Origin of the sequence: Martinezella tropici (assembly GCF_008370325.1) — a bacterium.
GTDB lineage: Bacteria > Pseudomonadota > Alphaproteobacteria > Rhizobiales > Rhizobiaceae > Rhizobium > Rhizobium tropici_B.
Genome location: NZ_VNIP01000010.1, coordinates 186,330 through 203,323, shown reverse-complemented (window position 1 = coordinate 203,323; position 16,994 = coordinate 186,330). Strand labels below are relative to the sequence as shown.

The 16,994-nt window shown below is 59.2% G+C and carries 14 protein-coding genes; 12 read left to right on the top strand and 2 right to left on the bottom strand.

Annotated features, from left to right (window positions below; translation table 11 throughout):
* Window positions 1-14 precede the first annotated feature (14 nt).
* The 5 genes from FP026_RS19830 to FP026_RS19810 all read left to right on the top strand — a co-directional run bounded on the left by FP026_RS19830 (window position 15) and on the right by FP026_RS19810 (window position 5,453).
* Window positions 15-1,271, top strand: coding sequence for an MFS transporter (locus tag FP026_RS19830; RefSeq protein ID WP_149636323.1), 1,257 nt, complete (start codon window positions 15-17; stop codon window positions 1,269-1,271).
* A gap of 115 nt (window positions 1,272-1,386) precedes the next feature.
* A complete protein-coding gene (locus tag FP026_RS19825) occupies window positions 1,387-2,541 on the top strand; it encodes an ABC transporter permease (RefSeq protein ID WP_149636322.1) in 1,155 nt (384 codons plus the stop codon).
* Between the two features lie 12 nt (window positions 2,542-2,553).
* The gene (locus FP026_RS19820) at window positions 2,554-3,420 is read left to right on the top strand and encodes an ABC transporter ATP-binding protein (protein WP_149636321.1); all 867 of its coding nucleotides are present in this window, start codon (window positions 2,554-2,556) and stop codon (window positions 3,418-3,420) included.
* Window positions 3,421-3,429: 9 nt separating this feature from the next.
* Window positions 3,430-4,800 (top strand): MlaD family protein, encoded by a 1,371-nt coding sequence (locus tag FP026_RS19815; RefSeq protein ID WP_149636320.1) that lies wholly within the window; start codon window positions 3,430-3,432, stop codon window positions 4,798-4,800.
* A 38-nt stretch (window positions 4,801-4,838) separates the two neighbouring features.
* On the top strand, window positions 4,839-5,453 hold the full coding sequence (locus FP026_RS19810; RefSeq protein WP_149636319.1) for an ABC-type transport auxiliary lipoprotein family protein: 615 nt from the start codon (window positions 4,839-4,841) through the stop codon (window positions 5,451-5,453).
* Window positions 5,454-5,561: 108 nt separating this feature from the next.
* Here FP026_RS19810 and FP026_RS19805 read toward each other — a convergent pair whose 3' ends face one another.
* Window positions 5,562-5,960 (bottom strand): SRPBCC family protein, encoded by a 399-nt coding sequence (locus FP026_RS19805; protein WP_149636318.1) that lies wholly within the window; start codon window positions 5,958-5,960, stop codon window positions 5,562-5,564.
* 286 nt (window positions 5,961-6,246) lie between these two features.
* Here FP026_RS19805 and gndA point away from each other — a divergent pair, with 286 nt between their 5' ends.
* Complete coding sequence (gene gndA / locus FP026_RS19800) at window positions 6,247-7,674, top strand: NADP-dependent phosphogluconate dehydrogenase (RefSeq protein WP_149636317.1); 1,428 nt, start codon at window positions 6,247-6,249, stop codon at window positions 7,672-7,674.
* Between the two features lie 62 nt (window positions 7,675-7,736).
* Here gndA and FP026_RS19795 read toward each other — a convergent pair whose 3' ends face one another.
* On the bottom strand, window positions 7,737-8,768 hold the full coding sequence (locus FP026_RS19795) for a LacI family transcriptional regulator (RefSeq protein ID WP_149636316.1): 1,032 nt from the start codon (window positions 8,766-8,768) through the stop codon (window positions 7,737-7,739).
* 459 nt (window positions 8,769-9,227) lie between these two features.
* Here FP026_RS19795 and FP026_RS19790 point away from each other — a divergent pair, with 459 nt between their 5' ends.
* The 6 genes from FP026_RS19790 to FP026_RS19765 all read left to right on the top strand — a co-directional run bounded on the left by FP026_RS19790 (window position 9,228) and on the right by FP026_RS19765 (window position 16,985).
* The gene (locus tag FP026_RS19790) at window positions 9,228-10,463 is read left to right on the top strand and encodes an ABC transporter substrate-binding protein (RefSeq protein ID WP_149636315.1); all 1,236 of its coding nucleotides are present in this window, start codon (window positions 9,228-9,230) and stop codon (window positions 10,461-10,463) included.
* 211 nt (window positions 10,464-10,674) lie between these two features.
* On the top strand, window positions 10,675-11,580 hold the full coding sequence (locus FP026_RS19785) for a carbohydrate ABC transporter permease (protein ID WP_149636314.1): 906 nt from the start codon (window positions 10,675-10,677) through the stop codon (window positions 11,578-11,580).
* Between the two features lie 4 nt (window positions 11,581-11,584).
* Window positions 11,585-12,514 (top strand): carbohydrate ABC transporter permease, encoded by a 930-nt coding sequence (locus tag FP026_RS19780; protein ID WP_246665399.1) that lies wholly within the window; start codon window positions 11,585-11,587, stop codon window positions 12,512-12,514.
* A 3-nt stretch (window positions 12,515-12,517) separates the two neighbouring features.
* Window positions 12,518-13,609 (top strand): ABC transporter ATP-binding protein, encoded by a 1,092-nt coding sequence (locus tag FP026_RS19775; RefSeq protein WP_149636312.1) that lies wholly within the window; start codon window positions 12,518-12,520, stop codon window positions 13,607-13,609.
* Window positions 13,610-13,666: 57 nt separating this feature from the next.
* Entirely contained in the window at window positions 13,667-16,144 is a 2,478-nt protein-coding gene (locus tag FP026_RS19770) for a beta-mannosidase (protein WP_149636311.1), read from the top strand.
* Between the two features lie 79 nt (window positions 16,145-16,223).
* Entirely contained in the window at window positions 16,224-16,985 is a 762-nt protein-coding gene (locus tag FP026_RS19765) for a sugar phosphate isomerase/epimerase family protein (RefSeq protein ID WP_149636310.1), read from the top strand.
* Window positions 16,986-16,994: the final 9 nt, after the last annotated feature.

The following is a 16,994-nucleotide window of genomic DNA, read 5'->3' as shown; positions in this document are numbered from 1 at the left end:
CCTTCAGGTCTGTCATGATTCCCGCGATCAAATCCTTCCAGGGCGAAGGTGCGCCCCCTTATTTTCGCCTGCGCACCGCCTTGTCCTATTGCGCGCCGTTATTTGTGAACGGAATTGCCTTGCCGTTCTTTCCCGTCTGGCTGGCGGGGCTGAATTTCAACGATCACGAGATCGGCCTCGTGATCGCGATCCCCATGGTCGTGCGCGTGTTGGTGACGCCCGTCATCGCCGTGCTCGCGGATCATATGACCGAGCGTGCCGATGTGTTGCTGTGGTCCGGCGCCCTGTCACTTTTGACGGCAATCGCGCTCTACTGGACCAGCGACTTCTGGCCGGTGCTTCTGGTCTATGGCATCCAGGGCGCAACCTATGCGCCATATGTGCCCGTGGTGGAGTCGATCGCCATGTCGGGCGTGCGCCGCTGGGGCTTCGATTACGGTTCCATGCGCGTGTGGGGCTCGATCACATTCATCCTGTCCACCCTTCTCGGCGGGCAATTGATCGGCATGTGGGGCGGAGCGACCGTATTGCCCGTCATGGTGGCAGGTTTCATCCTGACGACGCTGATGGGCCTGTTTGCTCCGCGCATCGGGCCGACGCGCCGCCGCAACCAGCCGATCAATCTGCAGCCGCCGACCGGAAACCTGCGTTCCCCGCAGTTGCTCGTCGCCATGATCGGGGTATCGATCCAGCAGTCGAGCCATGCGATGCTCTATACGTTCGCGTCGATCTATTGGCGCAAGCTGGGTTTTTCCGGCGCGGAGATCGCCATTCTCTGGAGCATCGGCGTTGCGGCGGAGGTGATGGTCTTTTTCCTCTCGAAAAAGCTGAGCCGGCGGTTCAGCGCGTGGACGCTGATCTTTTTCGGCTCGACCATGTGCATCCTGCGCTGGGTTCTGTTTCCGATCAATTTCGGTTTCATGGGCTATTTCGTGCTGCAATGTTTTCACTCCTGCACCTATGCCTGCGTCCACACCGGCATCCAGAGCCGCATCGTCGCCTCGGTTCATGAAACGCAGGAATCATCGGCTCAGGGCGCCTATTATTTCTATAATGGCATGTTCCTCGGCCTGATGACGCTGGCGTCCGGATATCTCTATGCCTGGCTGGACCTCGAAAGCTATTATGTCATGGCCGGTATTGCCGCTTTCGGCCTGGGCACGGTCATTTTCGCCTATGGGCTGCAGGCCCGAAAGCCGGCGATAGGCGGGGCGCTCACGGCGTGTCCTGACGCGGTGCAACAAATTCATTTGGATATCAAAAAGCCGTGACATATGTTGGCGCCGGCGCGAGATGGAAATTCCCTGCCTAGTCGGTGTATTAAGCATTGGCCATGCGGGCTCTCCGAGTCGGCGCATGGTGTGCCAGATTTGAAAGACGCGTGAATTGAAAGCGGCCGAACAAAAGTCCGATGCACCGAGGATCGACGATGCGCCCGAGGGCGCGGGTCATCGCTATCGGCTGGAAGGCAATTGGCGTAGCGCCAACGTGCATGGCGTGCTGCGGCAGATCGAGCAGCTGTCGAAGCGCAGCTCCGGCGGCGAAGTCGTGATCGACGTTTCCGGTCTTTCGGATGTCGATACGGCGGGTGCGCTGCTGATCCGCCGGCTCAAGGAAAGCCAGGAAGCACATAAAGCCAGCGTCACCATCGAAGGCTCCAATCCGCATATCGACGAATTGCTGACGGCATTCGATGAAGATCCCGATGCTGAGGCCGGAGAGCGGAAACAGAAGACATCGTTGGCGGAGCGGATTCTCGCACCGATCGGCAAGAGCGTCTATGAGATCTGGGGCAATCTTATCGCCGCCATGTATATATTGGGTTCGGCCGTGCGCGGTGCGCAGCTCAAATTCGGGCGCGGCAGCGGCGTTTCGCCGGCTTCGATCGTCAACCAGATCGATCACATGGCAGTGCGCGCGGTTCCGATCATCCTGCTGATGTCGTCTTTGATTGGTGCCATCATCGCGCAGCAGGGTGCTTTCCAGCTGCGCTATTTCGGCGCCGAAGTCTTCGTCGTCGATCTGGTCGGCATCCTGCAATTGCGCGAAATCGGCGTGCTTTTGACCGCGATCATGATCGCCGGCCGTTCCGGCAGTGCGATCACTGCGGAAATCGGCTCGATGAAGATGCGTGAGGAGGTCGACGCTCTGAAGGTCATGGGCCTGAATCCTATCGGCGTGCTGATTTTCCCGCGGCTGGTCGCGCTGACCGTGGCTTTGCCCTTGCTGACGGTCATTGCCAACTTCGCTTCGCTTTTTGGCGCCGCGATGGTCGCCTGGGGCTATTCCGGCATCACTTTTGCAACCTTCATCTCGCGTCTGCACGAGGCCATCAGCCTGTCGACGGTCATTTCGGGCATGATCAAGGCGCCGTTCATGGCGCTTGTCATCGGCATCGTTGCGGCGGTGGAGGGATTGAAGGTCGGAGGCAGCGCCGAATCCCTTGGCCAGCATGTGACCTCGTCGGTGGTGAAGTCGATCTTCGTCGTCATCCTGATGGACGGGCTCTTTGCCATGTTCTACGCAGCAATCGACTTCTGAGGAATGGCAGGGATGAGCGCGCTTCACTCGGACATTCCGCTGCAGAAAGACGAGCAAGGCCGGGATATCGTGCTGTCGGCGCAGGATGTCACCGTCGCTTTCGGATCGAAAGTCGTCCTGGATAAATTGAACCTGAATATTTATCGCGGCGAGATCCTGGGTTTCGTCGGGGCTTCCGGCGCGGGCAAGTCGGTGCTGCTGCGCACGGTGCTGCGGCTGTTGCCGCGGCGCTCAGGCAAGATCGAGATACTCGGTGAGGACTATGACACACTCTCCGAGCCGGAGCGAAACCAGCTCGACATGCGGCTTGGCGTTCTCTTCCAGCAGGGCGCGCTGTTTTCGTCACTGACGGTGAAGGAAAATATTCAGGTGCCGATGCGGGAATATCTGGACCTGCCGCAGGAGATGATGGACGAACTGGCGCTGATGAAGATCCGGATGGTGGGTCTCGCCGCGGATGCAGCCGACAAATATCCTTCCGAGCTTTCCGGCGGCATGATCAAGCGTGCCGCGCTGGCGAGAGCTCTGGCGCTCGATCCCGACCTCGTTTTCCTCGACGAGCCGACATCCGGCCTCGATCCGATCGGCGCCACCGAATTCGACGAGCTGATCGCCAGGCTGCGCGACACGCTCGGCCTGACCGTTTATATGGTGACTCACGACCTCGACAGCCTGTTTTCCGTCTGCGACCGTATTGCTGTCCTCGGACAGAAGCGAGTATTGGTGGAAGGTACGGTTGAGGACATGCTCGCCTGCGATGACCCCTGGGTGCAATCCTACTTCAGGGGCAAGCGCGCACGTTCGATCGTGCCGCGGGAAGACATCAGGGGGCACAACGACGACAAAGGCGCAAGAAGCGCCAACGGCCGCGAGAAGTGACTGGAGACAATGGAAACCAAAGCGAATTATACGATCGTCGGATTCTTCACGCTGCTGGTGATCGCGGCTGCCTTCGGTTTCGTCTACTGGATGGCCGAGTACGGCCGCGGCGGCCCGATGGTCGAGCTCGTGGTGCGCATTCCGGGCTCTGCAAACGGCTTGAGCGTCGGTTCGCCGGTCCGTTTCAACGGCATTCAGGTCGGCTCGGTGCAGGGTCTGTCGATCGATGCCGACGATCCTAATTATTCTCTGGCTTTCACCCAGGTACGCGCCGATGCGCCGGTCTATACCTCGACCAAGGCTATCCTGGAAATTCAGGGTCTGACGGGTGCCGCCTATATCGAGCTTTCCGGCGGTCGCAACGGCGACGAGAATATCCTGAAGCGTTCGGTTGATACTGGTAAGCGCGCGGTGCTGCTCGCCGATCAGTCGAGCGTGACCAACCTGCTGACGACGGCCGACAAAATCCTGAACCGTGCCAACGACACGATCGGCGACATCCAGGGCTTTGTGTCGGATTCGCGCGGACCTTTGACCGACACGGTGCGCAACGCGCAGAAATTCTCCAAGGCCATCGCCGACAATTCAGACAATATCGACAAGTTCCTGGCAAGCGTCGGACAGCTGTCCGATACCTTCAAGACGGTCTCCGTCCGCGTCGACTCGACGCTGGATGCGATCGAGAAGCTGGTGCGTGCGGTCGATGCCCAGAAGGTCAACGACGTGATTGCCAATGCGGACAAGATCACGGCGAACGTAGCGGACGCCACGACCGATCTGAAGGCGACGGTTGCCAGTTTCAAGGAGACGGCCGACACCTACAATGCTTTCGGGCAGAAGGCGCAAAAGACGCTCGAACACGTCGATCAGATTGTAGCATCGATCGATCCGGCGAAGGTCAGAGGATCGGTCGATGACGTTGCCGAGGTGACGAAGCAGGCGCGCGCGGCCGTCGCGTCGATCCGCGATGTCGTCAACTCCGTTGCTTCGCATCAGCGGGATATCGATCAGACGATTGCCAATGCCCGCGATATCTCCACCAAGCTCAATACGGCATCCGGCAAGGTCGACGGCATTCTGACGAAGGTCGATTCCCTCCTCGGTAACGACAGCACGCAGTCGCTGTTTGCCCAGGCCAAGGAGACGCTCGAATCCTTCAAGAAGACGGCTGACAATCTCAACGCCCGCATCGGCCCGATCGCCGACAACCTGCAGAAGTTCTCAAGTGGTGGCCTGCGCGACGCGCAGACCCTGATCAACGACATGCGGGGCACGGTTGACAATCTGAATACTACAATCACAAATTTCGACCGCAATCCGCAGCGACTGATCTTCGGCGGCGATACGGTTAAAACATATGATGGCCGCGCGCGGCGTTGATGAATAGCGATATCTGGTTTCCAGGGGATAAGCGGAATATGGTCGGTTGCGTGTCGAGTGAGCGTCATCAGGTGTGGAAAGCTGTGATTGCATTGCCGGTGCTCGCAGCCTTGCTCGGAGGCTGTGGAACCGCCTCGAATAATGACACCTACGATCTTTCCGCGTCGGTGAAGGCGAACGGGCCTTCGGTCAAGAGCCGCCAGATCCTCATCCCGCCACCGACGGCGCTGCAGGCGCTGGACAGCAACCAGATCGTCATCCGCGTCTCGCCTTCGGAAATCCAGTATCTCGGAAAGTCGCAATGGAGCGACAAGCTGAGCAAGATGGTGCAGTCGAAGCTGGTAGAGGCCTTCGAGAATACCGGAAAGCTCGGCGGCGTCGGCGTGCCGGGGCAGGGCCTTGCGATCGACTATCAGATCGTCACCGACATCCGCTCCTTCGAGATCAATGCCTCCGGGGGCCAGAAGACTGCGACGGTCGAAATCTCGGAAAAGATCCTGAACGACCGCACCGGTACGGTGAAGGCGCAGAATGTCTTCCGCAAGGTCGTGCCGGTCAACGGTGGCAGCAACCCTGATTTCGTCCGCGCACTCGATGCGGCATTTGCGGGCGTCGCCGGCGAGCTCGTCGATTGGACGTTGCGTTCGCTGTAACGGCGCCTGGAGCCGTTCAATCCTTCGCGGGATATCCGAACTGCTCCATCCCTCTGTTTTTTCGCAATTCCGGACGGAAAACCGCTGCGCACTTTTCCTGGAATTGCTTCAGCGCTCCATAAGCTCTTTCAACGTCTTCAGATCCTTCATTATGTGCGCGGCATCGGCCGCAAACTGTTCTTCGGTCATGCCGGGCAGCCGGAGCAGGGTGAACATGACCTCGCAACCGTCGCCATTCGGTACGACGCGCAGGGCATTGTGAACCTGCAGACCGGACTCGAGCGTCACCCGATGGTCGATGACGCCGAAATCGTTGCGGGGCGAGAAGCGCACGCGGGCAGTGCCGAGGGTACCTTCCGCGATCCAGTCGTCTCCATCCTGCGTCAGTCCCGATGCCAGGCCCGACGCCCAGAAAGGCATATTTTCCGGGCGGCTGGCGTAGCCGTAGACTTCCTTCCAGTTACGATCGATGGAGATATGCACGATCTTCGCACTCATGGTCGACATGGTGTCTTCCTCCTCTATATCCCTCATGGGCTGACGATCGGTCAGGCAATTGCGGCTTCGAGAAATGGATAAATCACGAATCCAGCAACATTCTTGCACAGTCCTGCAAAGGGGACGATTCACGGCTTGCGAAGGCTTGCCGTTTTCCGTCCGGAGTGCAACAACAACGCCGAACGTAGGCCGTCGCAGGTCGCGTCGAGGGCATTGCGTCATATCGGATGTTGATGCGTCTTCCGGGTCTTCAGGGTAGGGCCGGGCGCAGTCAAAGACTCATTGGAGGATTGTCGTGGAAAAGGCAGAAATCGGGCTGATCGGTCTCGCGGTGATGGGATCGAATCTGGCGCTCAACATTGCCGAAAAAGGCAACAAAATCGCGGTTTTCAACCGTACGCCGCAGGTAACGGATGAATTCTACGCGAATGCGGGCGCGCTCAAGGACAAGATCATTCCTTGCAAGACGATCGAGGAGTTCGTCGAGGCGATCCGTCCGCCGCGCCCGATCATCATCATGATCAAGGCCGGCGAGCCGGTCGACCAGCAGATGGCGGCGCTGCAGCCGCATCTCGACAAGGGCGATATCATGATCGACGCCGGCAACGCCAATTTCCGCGATACGATCGCCCGTTTCGATCGCCTGAAGGATACCGGCCTGACCTTCATCGGCATGGGTGTATCCGGCGGTGAGGAAGGTGCGCGTCACGGCCCCTCCATCATGGTCGGCGGCACGGAAGATTCCTACAAGCGCGTCGAGAAGGTGCTGACGTCGATTGCCGCCAAGTACAATGACGATCCATGCGTCGCATGGCTCGGCAATGATGGCGCCGGACATTTCGTCAAGACCATCCACAATGGCATCGAATATGCCGACATGCAGATGATCGCCGAAATCTACGGCATTCTGCGCGACGGCCTCGGCAAGAACGCCGCTGAAATCAGCTCGATCTTCGGCGACTGGAACAAGGGCCGCCTGAACTCCTACCTGATCGAGATCACCGAGAAGGTTCTGGCCGCCAAGGACCCGGCGACCGGCAGCGCCATGCCTGATGTCATTCTCGACAAAGCCGGCCAGAAGGGCACCGGCAAGTGGTCTGCCATCGAAGCGCAGAACATGGGCATTCCGGCAACCGCGATCGAGGCGGCCGTTGCGGCCCGCAGCCTGTCTGCGATCAAGAGCCAGCGCGAAGCTGCCGAGAAGATCTTCGGCACGCCGGACTACAAGTTCCCGATCAGCTTTGGTCCGGACCTGCTGAAGGATCTCGAGCTTGCGCTGTTTGCAGCCAAGATCGGCGCCTATGCGCAGGGCTTTGCCGTCATGGCGGAAGCCTCGAAGGAATTCAACTGGTCGCTGCCGATGCCTGTGATCGCCAAGATCTGGCGTGCCGGCTGCATCATCCGCTCGCAGTTCCTCGACGAAATCACCAGCGCCTTCACCAAGGCCCCGGATGCGGCGAACCTGATCGTCACGCCGGCCTTTGCCGAGATGGTCAAGGAATCGATCCCGTCGCTGCGCCGCATCGTTTCGGCTGCGACCGCCGGCGGCCTTCCGGTTCCGGCCCTTGCTTCGGCGCTGACCTATTTCGACGCCTATCGCCAGGCTCGCGGCACCGCCAACCTGATCCAGGCCCAGCGCGACTTTTTCGGCGCGCACGGCTTCGACCGTGTCGACGGCAAGGATATCCATCACGGCCCATGGGGCAGCGGCGCGCAGGGTTGAGAGCTTCGATCGATCCGAAATCAAGGGCCTGCCGGAAACCACTCCGGCAGGCCTTTTTCTTATCAGCTCTTCGGCCAGACGGGCGGGCTGATGCTTTGCAGCAGTTCCGGCTCCACCCCGTCAATACGGGCGATGACAGCCTTGGCGAGTTCCCGCCCGGCATGGCGGAAATCTTCCGACACCGTGATGATCTCGGGCCTGATCCAGCTCAGGACATCGGCCGATTGCTTGGAGACCATGTCGATGTCGCGGCCGAGACGGAAGCCCGCCGCCTCGATGCCGGCATTGACGGCGATGGCGCCGCCGCTGCTGGAGCAGATGATCCCATCGGGCGCATGCGGAGAGCGCATCAGTGCTTCGGTCGCGTCCTTGATATCGGCAAGCGCATTGTCGGTGGTTATCCTGAGCGGAATCTCCTCGGCACCATATTGATGCAGGCCCGTCTGAAAACCGATGCGGGTATGCGAATAGTAGGTGAGCTTGCTCGATGGCTGCAGCAGGGCCAGGCGACGCCGCCCTCTTGCAACCAGCGCACGGACGGCCTCGTGCGCAAAGGCCTCGTTGTCGAAGTCGTGGAAAGGGTGGATGATACCCATATCCGTCCGCCCGTGCGTGGCGAAAGGCATATTGCGATCATGCATGAGCTCGACGCGCGGATCATCCGGCTCCGTACGCGATATGATGACACCATCGGCGGAGCCGGTGTCGAGGATATAGCGCACCGGCACCAGCGGATCCTTGCTATGCGAATGCGGCGTGATGACCAGGTGATATTGCGTGCCGGCCAGAACCTCGGAGATGCCGAAGACCATGTGGCTGGTAAAGCCCATGATTTCTTCGTCGATGCTCAGCACCAGCGCGATGACATTGGTCTTACCGGTCCTGAGGCGCACACCGGCCCGGTTCGGTTGATAACCCAGTTGGCGGGCGACCATGCGCACCCGTTCCTTCGTCTCAGCACCGATGTCGGAAGCATCCTTCAGCGCGCGTGAAACGGTGGTAATTCCAAGTCCCGTCATGAAGGCGATCGTTTTCAGCGTTGGCCGCTCTGGCCCAGACCGCGTGCCGGCGCCTGAAGTTTTCTTATTGTCCATTCCGTCCAAGCCCGCCTCCCGGCCGCCTCCCGCGGCCAATCCGCTTATATCGCCAGGCCTGCATCGCAAGCATGGGCGAAACGCGGCGCCTCCTCGCTTTAAATAGAAACTGTAACGATACAGTACGAATGTCGAGCACTATTTTGGATATGTCTTTCGACACTATTTCCAAGGGTTGTATTCGAGTCTGCCGGCAGGTGGGATTCCATCCGTTGCACGGTATCAGGGGGATGGCTATGCATTCTTATAATTATATTGTTTATAATCAAATAGTTATTAAGATGCATCCTTGCGCATGCCTGTTGAAAAGCCAATGTCATCGGCTTAATTTCGCAGGCGGAAACTTATCCATAGGTTGTATAATCGCTCGTTGTCGAAAAAATCTCGAGTTGGCGGTTGCGCAGCGAAAATGATTCGACTAGGTTTTTCCGGCAACGTTTCAGTGAGGGAGGAGAACTCATGAATATTCGTTTAATGGCTGCTGCGCTGGCTGCTTCGGTAGTGTTGCCGCTTGGTGCGGCCAATGCGACCGACCTGGAGGTAACCCATTGGTGGACTTCGGGCGGCGAAGCAGCCGCCGTGGCCGAGTTGGCAAAGGCTTTCGACGCCACCGGCAATCATTGGGTCGATGGCGCGATCGCCGGCTCGGGCGGGACTGCGCGTCCGATCATGATCAGCCGCATCACCGGCGGTGATCCGATGGGCGCCACGCAATTCAACCACGGTCGTCAGGCCGAGGAACTGGTGCAGGCAGGCCTCATGCGCGATCTGACCGATGTCGCGACGCAGGAACACTGGAAAGACATCATCCGTCCATCCAGCTTGCTCGATTCCTGCACGATCGACGGCAAGATCTATTGCGCACCGGTCAATATCCATTCCTGGCAGTGGCTCTGGCTTTCGAATGCTGCCTTCAAGAAGGCCGGCGTTCCTGTTCCAAAGAACTGGGATGAGTTTGTTGGCGCCGCTCCCGCACTGGAAAAGGCGGGCATCGTTCCGCTTGCCGTCGGTGGTCAGCCATGGCAGGCGGCAGGCGCCTTTGACGTCTTGATGGTCGCCATCGCCGGCAAGGATACCTTCGAGAAAGTGTTCAAGGATAAGGATGCGAAAGTAGCTGCCGGGCCTGAGATCGCCAAGGTCTTCAAGGCTGCAGACGACGCCCGCAAGATGTCCAAGGGCTCCAACGTTCAGGATTGGAACCAGGCCACGAACTTGGTCATCACCGGCAAGGCCGGCGGCCAGATCATGGGAGACTGGGCGCAGGGTGAGTTCGCCTTGGCAGGCCAGAAGGCCGGCACGGACTATACCTGCCTTCCGGGTCTCGGTGTCAATGAAGTCATTTCCACAGGCGGCGACGCATTCTACTTCCCGCTGCTGAAGGATGAGGCCAAGTCGAAGGCTCAGGATGCACTCGCCAAGACGCTTCTCGATCCGAAGACACAGGTAGCCTTCAACCTGAAGAAGGGTTCGCTGCCGGTGCGCGGCGACGTGGACCTCACATCAGCCAACGACTGCATGAAGAAGGGCCTGGAAATTCTGAAGAAGGGTAACGTGATCCAGGGTACGGACCAGCTTCTCTCTGCCGACAGCCAGAAGCAGAAAGAAGACCTGTTCTCCGAGTTCTTCGCCAATCCTTCGATGACGCCGGAAGCGGCCCAGAAGCGCTTCGTCGAGATCATCACTGCTGCTGATTGATCTCTATCTTCTCGCTGTAGTGATACCGGCCTCGCATTGCGGGTCGGTATCATGGCCGGGACACGTCTTGTGATCCGGCCGGCTACGGCGCCCCTCAGGCGCGGACCCACAGGGATGTGACGTTCGGCCGTGAATGAGGAGAGAGCGACATGAGCCGGGCATGATCCCGGGGTCTGATCGTCGAAGCAATCGCGCTTTAGAAGGAGCTAAAATGACGGGTCATGCGAAAGCCGGCCGGCCAAATCAATTTCTGCGCAATCTGAATTCGAAGATTGCATCCATTCCAATGATCCTGACGGCCGTCGTCATCTTCCTGGGCGGCACAATCTGGACGGTGGTTTATTCCTTCACCAATTCAAAGCTGCTGCCACGTCTCAGCTTCGTCGGGCTGGACCAATACCACCGTTTGTGGGCGGCGCCGCGTTGGGTCATGTCCATCGAAAATCTTGCCATTTACGGCATTCTTTCCATAATCTTCAGTCTCGTCATCGGCTTTGTGTTGGCTGCGCTGATGGACCAGAAGATCCGGTTCGAAAACACCTTCCGCACGATTTTCCTCTATCCTTTCGCCCTCTCTTTCATCGTCACCGGCCTCGTCTGGCAGTGGCTGCTCAATCCAGAATTCGGCATCCAGTCCGTGGTGCGTTCGCTTGGCTGGACGACCTTCGCTTTCGATCCGCTCTATACGCCAAGCATCGTCATCTATGGCGTGCTGATCGCCGCGCTCTGGCAGGGAACAGGCCTCGTGATGTGCCTGATGCTCGCCGGCCTTCGCGGCATCGACGAAGATATCTGGAAAGCAGCGCGGGTGGATGGGATACCCATGTGGAAGACCTATCTGTTCGTTGTCATTCCAATGATGCGCCCGGTCTTCATCACAACTCTAGTCATCATCGCCAGCGGTATCGTCAAGGTCTACGACCTCGTCGTCGCGCAAACGAGCGGCGGACCCGGCATCGCTTCCGAAGTCCCGGCGAAATACGTCTACGATTACATGTTCCAGGCGCAAAATCTCGGTCAGGGATTTGCAGCTTCCACCATGATGCTGGTGACCGTCGCGATCGTCGTCATCCCCTGGGCTTACCTGGAATTCGGCGGAGGGCGCAAACGTGTCTGATACTATTACTCTCAAGAATGCGAACGGCGGTGCTGCCTCGACGGACAAGACGCTCTCCGGACCGAGCGGCCGCAAGCCGCGCCGGGTGATTTCCGGCCGCAACATCATGCTCTACGGCACGCTCTTCGTTGCCGCGACCTACTACCTGTTGCCGCTCTATGTGATGATCGTCACCTCGCTGAAGGGAATGCCGGAAATCCGGCTTGGCAACATCTTCTCGCCGCCGCTCGAGATTACATTCGAACCATGGGTGAAAGCCTGGGCAACGGCTTGCACCGGTCTCAACTGCGACGGTCTTTCCCGCGGCTTCTGGAATTCCGTGCGCATCACCGTGCCGTCGACGGTCCTCTCGATCGCGATTGCTTCGGTCAACGGCTATGCGCTCGCCAACTGGCGGTTCAAGGGCGCGGATTTCTTCTTCTCGATCCTCATCATCGGCGCGTTCATCCCTTATCAGGTCATGATCTATCCGATCGTCATCGTACTGCGCGAAATCGGTATCTACGGCACGCTCAGCGGACTTATCCTGGTGCACAGCATCTTTGGCATGCCGATCCTGACCTTGCTGTTCCGCAATTATTTCGCGTCGCTGCCTGCGGAGCTTTTCAAGGCCGCGCGTATCGACGGCGCCGGCTTCTGGCAGATTTTCCTGCGCATCATGCTGCCCATGTCGCTGCCGATCTTCGTCGTCGCCATGATCCTGCAGATTACGGGTATCTGGAACGACTTCCTGTTCGGCGTCGTCTTCACCAGGCCGGAATATTATCCGATGACCGTCCAGCTCAATAATATCGTCAATTCCGTCCAGGGCGTGAAGGAATACAACGTCAACATGGCGGCAACGATCCTTACGGGCCTTGTTCCACTTATCGTCTATTTCGTCTCCGGACGGCTTTTCGTTCGGGGCATCGCCGCCGGCGCAGTGAAGGGGTGATCCATGAACAGCAGCGTTTCCATCAAAGACCTGTCGCTCGATTTCGGCGCGGTCACCGTTCTGAAGAACCTCAATCTCGAGATCAATGATGGCGAATTCCTGGTGCTCTTGGGATCGTCGGGCTGTGGCAAGTCGACCTTGCTCAATTGCATCGCCGGCCTGCTCGACATCACCGAGGGGCAGATCTTCATCAAGAGCAAGAACGTCACCTGGGAAGAGCCCAAGGATCGCGGCATCGGCATGGTGTTCCAGTCCTATGCTCTCTATCCGCAGATGACGGTCGAGAAGAACCTGTCCTTCGGCCTGCGCGTCGCCAAGGTACCGCAGGCGGAGATCGACAAGCGCATCGCCCGTGCCGCCGAGATCCTGCAGATCCAGCCGCTGTTGAAACGCAAGCCAGCCGAGCTTTCGGGCGGCCAGCGCCAGCGCGTCGCGATCGGCCGCGCCCTAGTGCGCGATGTCGACGTCTTCCTCTTCGACGAACCGCTGTCGAACCTCGACGCCAAGCTGCGCTCGGAGCTGCGCGTCGAAATCAAGCGGCTGCATCAGTCGCTGAAGAACACGATGATCTATGTCACCCATGACCAGATCGAGGCGCTGACGCTTGCCGACCGCATCGCGATTATGAAGAACGGCGTCATCATGCAGCTTGATGATCCCACGACGATCTACAACGAGCCGCGCAATCTCTTCGTGGCCGGCTTTATCGGATCGCCATCGATGAACTTCCTCAAGGGCGAGCTGGTCAATCGGGAAGGCAAGGTCGTGTTCGCGACTAACGACGTGCTGTTTTCTCTCGATGGCTATAAGGCCGGCGAGGCGCTGCAAGCCGGCCGCAAGGTGGTGCTGGGCGTTCGTCCCGAGCACATCAAGGTCAATGAAGTGGCCGCGCCCGGCGCCGAGGTCCACGATGCCACCGTCGATATCGAGGAGCCGATGGGTGCCGATAACTTGCTGTGGCTGAAGCATGCCGGCCATACGATGTCGGTTCGCGTCAATGGCGCCAGGCGCTTCGGCCCCGGTTCGGCCGTAAAGCTCGGCTTTGACATGTCTCTCGCATCGCTCTTCGATGCGCAGACAGAACTCAGAATATGATCCCATGAAAGGAGGCGGCCTTGCCGCCTCCGCCTCGCAGCGGTCCGAGGAGGTCCGATGTCGTCTTCGATCAATGATAACTTCACTGTCGATCTGGCCGGATCGTGGAGGCTGACCTCTCCCGACAGCGACCATTCGCTTGCCATGTCGCTGCCCGGTGATGTCCACACGGCCCTGCATGCGGAAGGGCTTATTCCCGATCCCTATTTCGGCCGCAATGAAGAGGTGGTGCAGTGGGCCGCCAAGCAGGATTGGGAGCTGACGCGCAACTTCACGCTCGATGATATCGATGGCGACTGGTATCTCGATATCGATTATCTCGACACCGTCGCAAGCGTCTATGTCAATGATATGCTCATGCTGGAGGCCAACAACTGCTTCCAGCGCTATCGCCCCGATGTCTCGAAGGCACTGAAGACAGGCGAAAACATCATTCGCATCGTCCTGCATTCGAGCATCGCGGCCGGAGCCGCACTGCAGGCGAAGCAGCCGTTCTACATTCCCTACAGCACCGGGAACTCACCGATCCCGAACGGCAACATGCTGCGTAAGCCGCAATGCCATTTCGGCTGGGACTGGAACATCGCAATCGCACCGCTTGGCCTCTACGGCACCATCGCGCTGAAGAAGCTCGAAATCGCCCGCATCGAAAATGTCGTCACCCAGCAGCTCCACAACGACGACGGCTCGGTCGACCTCAAGGTGACGGTGGCGCTGTTTGCCGATGGAACAGGGATTGCGCAGCTCTACTTTTCGCTCGACGACGAGCGCGTGCGTCTCGACGTCGGTGTCAATGCCGGCGAAACCTCGATTACCCATTTCTTCCATATCGATAAGCCAAAGCTTTGGTGGCCGGCCGGCAATGGCGAGCAGGCGCTCTATGCTTTGTCCGTGGAAACCAATTTCGAAACCGTGACGCGGCAGATCGGCCTGCGAACGGTCGAATTGATTGCCGACGAAGATGAGGCCGGCAGTCGTTTCGCATTGAAGGTCAACGGTCGCGAGATCTTTGCCCGCGGGGCCAACTGGATTCCGGCCGACGCGCTGTTTTCGCGCTCCAACCCGGCCGCGACGGAGGATCTGCTACAATCGGCAGCGGCGGCCAATATGAATGCGATCCGCGTCTGGGGCGGCGGCTTCTACGAGCATGACTGGTTCTACGATACCTGCGACCGCCTGGGCCTCATGGTGTGGCAGGACTTCATGTTTGCCTGCAATCTCTATCCGTCGACGGGCGATTTTCTGGAGAACGTCGAGGCAGAGGTGGGCTATCAGGTTCGCCGGCTGGCGACACATCCGTCCATCGTTCTCTGGTGCGGCGACAATGAGCTGGTGGGCGCGCTCACCTGGTTCGAGGAGTCCCGTAAGGATCGCGATCGCTATCTCGTCTCCTACGACCGCCTGAACAGGACCATTGAGACGGCGATGAAGAAGGCGCTGCCGGATGCGATCTGGTGGCCGTCGAGCCCGGCTTCGGGCTATCTCAATTTCGGCGACGCCTGGCATGCCGATGGCTCTGGCGACATGCATTACTGGTCGGTCTGGCACGAAAACAAGTCCTTCGACAATTATCGGTCCGTGCGGCCGCGCTTCTGCTCGGAATTCGGCTTCCAATCCTATACCTCGCTGCCCGTCATCAAGACCTATGCCGAGGCGAAGGATATGAACATCGCCTCTCCGGTCATGGAGCTGCACCAAAAGAATGCCGGCGGCAACGAGCGCATTGCCGGCACGATGTTCCGCTATTTCCGCTTCCCGAAGGATTTCCCGAATTTCGTCTATTTGAGTCAGGTCCAGCAGGGTCTCGCCATCAAGACGGCGGTGGAATATTGGCGGTCGCTGAAGCCGCATTGCATGGGCACCATCTACTGGCAGCTCAACGATACTTGGCCTGTCGCCTCGTGGTCGAGCCTCGATTACGGCGGCCGGTGGAAGGTCATGCACTATCTGGTGCGGCGCTTCTTCCAACCCGTATCGGTCGCGGCTATTCCGTCGGAAGACAACAAGACGATCCGCTTCTCTCTGGTCAATGACACCAATGTTGACGTGACCGCCGATATTTCCGTCTCGCTGCTGAAGCTTGACGGCGAGCGCCTGCCGCTGACGACGGCGCATGCCGTCTGCACGCCGGATGCGGCTGTCACGGCATTGTCGATCGATGCGGATCAGGTTCCCACCGATTGCCTGCTGGCGTGGCGCTTCACCGCATCGAACGGCATGGGCGGCGAGGGGCATTATGTTCACGGCACCTATAAGGCGCTTGAGCTTCAGCCCGCCGGCCTGACGGTGCTGCGGGAGGAGAAAGAGGAAAACGGGACCGTGGAACTCACCGTCACCGCAAGGGGACTTGCGCTGTTCGTGATGATCGAGAGCGAGGCGGAAGGGCGCTATTCCGACAACGCCTTCGATCTTGCCGCCGGCGAAAGCCGCCGCGTCGTGTTCACGCCCACCAAGCCGCTCGCAAGCGGCGTGCCCGAATTCTGCATCTACGATCTGCAATCCAGCCAGTCGGTGGCCAGCCAACCGGCGGATTGAACTATTGCGTCGCAGTGGCGGCGCTTTCGGGGCCCCAAGCCCCAAGACGGACGGCCCGAAGGCCATTGGAGGACTATTGATGACGAAACTTGGATTTCAGCTCTACAGCGCCCGCAATTTCCAGCCTTATTCGGAGATCTTCGTAAAGCTCGGCAAGGCCGGCTATGCCGAAGTCGAAGGCTTCGGCGGTATCTATGCCGATCTTGATGAGACCGGCCTCAAGAACCTGCGCGCCGAACTCGACAAGAACGGCCTGCGGATGGCGAGCGGCCATTTCAGCCCGGACTTCCTCGACGGCGAAGTGCAGAAATCGCTCACCATCGCCAAGACGCTCGGCATGGATTCGATCTATGCGCCGCATATCGGCGCCGACCAGCGCCCGAGCGATGCCGCCGGCTGGCGCGCATTCGGCAAACGCCTGCATGAAATGAGCAAGCCCTACAAGGATGCGGGCTTCGAATTCGGCTGGCACAACCATGACTTCGAATTCGTCAAGCAGGCCGACGGCTCGCTGCCGATCGAGCAGATCTTCGAAGGCGCTCCGGATATTTCCTGGGAAGCCGATATTGCCTGGGTCATCCGCGGCGGCGGCGATCCCTTTGCCTGGATCGAAAAGCTGGGTCCGCGCATCACCGCCGTTCACGTCAAGGACATTGCGCCGGCGGGCGAGAACAAGAATGAAGACGGCTGGGCGGATGTCGGGCACGGTACCGTTCCGTGGGCAAAGCTGCTCAAGGCGCTGGCCGGCACCAAGACCAAGCACTTCGTCGTCGAACATGACAATCCGAGCGATGTCGATCGCCTGATCACGCGCTCCATCGCATCCTTCAAGAGCTTTTGAGGCACTTCC

What these genes read in the sequence shown, in the direction of transcription:
- FP026_RS19815 (WP_149636320.1), top strand. Translation starts at nt 3,430, where the DNA reads ATGGAAACCAAAGCGAATTATACGATCGTCGGATTCTTCACGCTGCTG.
- FP026_RS19810 (WP_149636319.1), top strand. Translation starts at nt 4,839, where the DNA reads ATGGTCGGTTGCGTGTCGAGTGAGCGTCATCAGGTGTGGAAAGCTGTG.
- FP026_RS19765 (WP_149636310.1), top strand. Translation starts at nt 16,224, where the DNA reads ATGACGAAACTTGGATTTCAGCTCTACAGCGCCCGCAATTTCCAGCCT.
- FP026_RS19785 (WP_149636314.1), top strand. Translation starts at nt 10,675, where the DNA reads ATGACGGGTCATGCGAAAGCCGGCCGGCCAAATCAATTTCTGCGCAAT.
- FP026_RS19770 (WP_149636311.1), top strand. Translation starts at nt 13,667, where the DNA reads ATGTCGTCTTCGATCAATGATAACTTCACTGTCGATCTGGCCGGATCG.
- FP026_RS19775 (WP_149636312.1), top strand. Translation starts at nt 12,518, where the DNA reads ATGAACAGCAGCGTTTCCATCAAAGACCTGTCGCTCGATTTCGGCGCG.
- FP026_RS19830 (WP_149636323.1), top strand. Translation starts at nt 15, where the DNA reads ATGATTCCCGCGATCAAATCCTTCCAGGGCGAAGGTGCGCCCCCTTAT.
- FP026_RS19805 (WP_149636318.1), bottom strand. Translation starts at nt 5,960, where the DNA reads ATGTCGACCATGAGTGCGAAGATCGTGCATATCTCCATCGATCGTAAC.
- FP026_RS19790 (WP_149636315.1), top strand. Translation starts at nt 9,228, where the DNA reads ATGAATATTCGTTTAATGGCTGCTGCGCTGGCTGCTTCGGTAGTGTTG.
- FP026_RS19795 (WP_149636316.1), bottom strand. Translation starts at nt 8,768, where the DNA reads ATGGACAATAAGAAAACTTCAGGCGCCGGCACGCGGTCTGGGCCAGAG.
- FP026_RS19820 (WP_149636321.1), top strand. Translation starts at nt 2,554, where the DNA reads ATGAGCGCGCTTCACTCGGACATTCCGCTGCAGAAAGACGAGCAAGGC.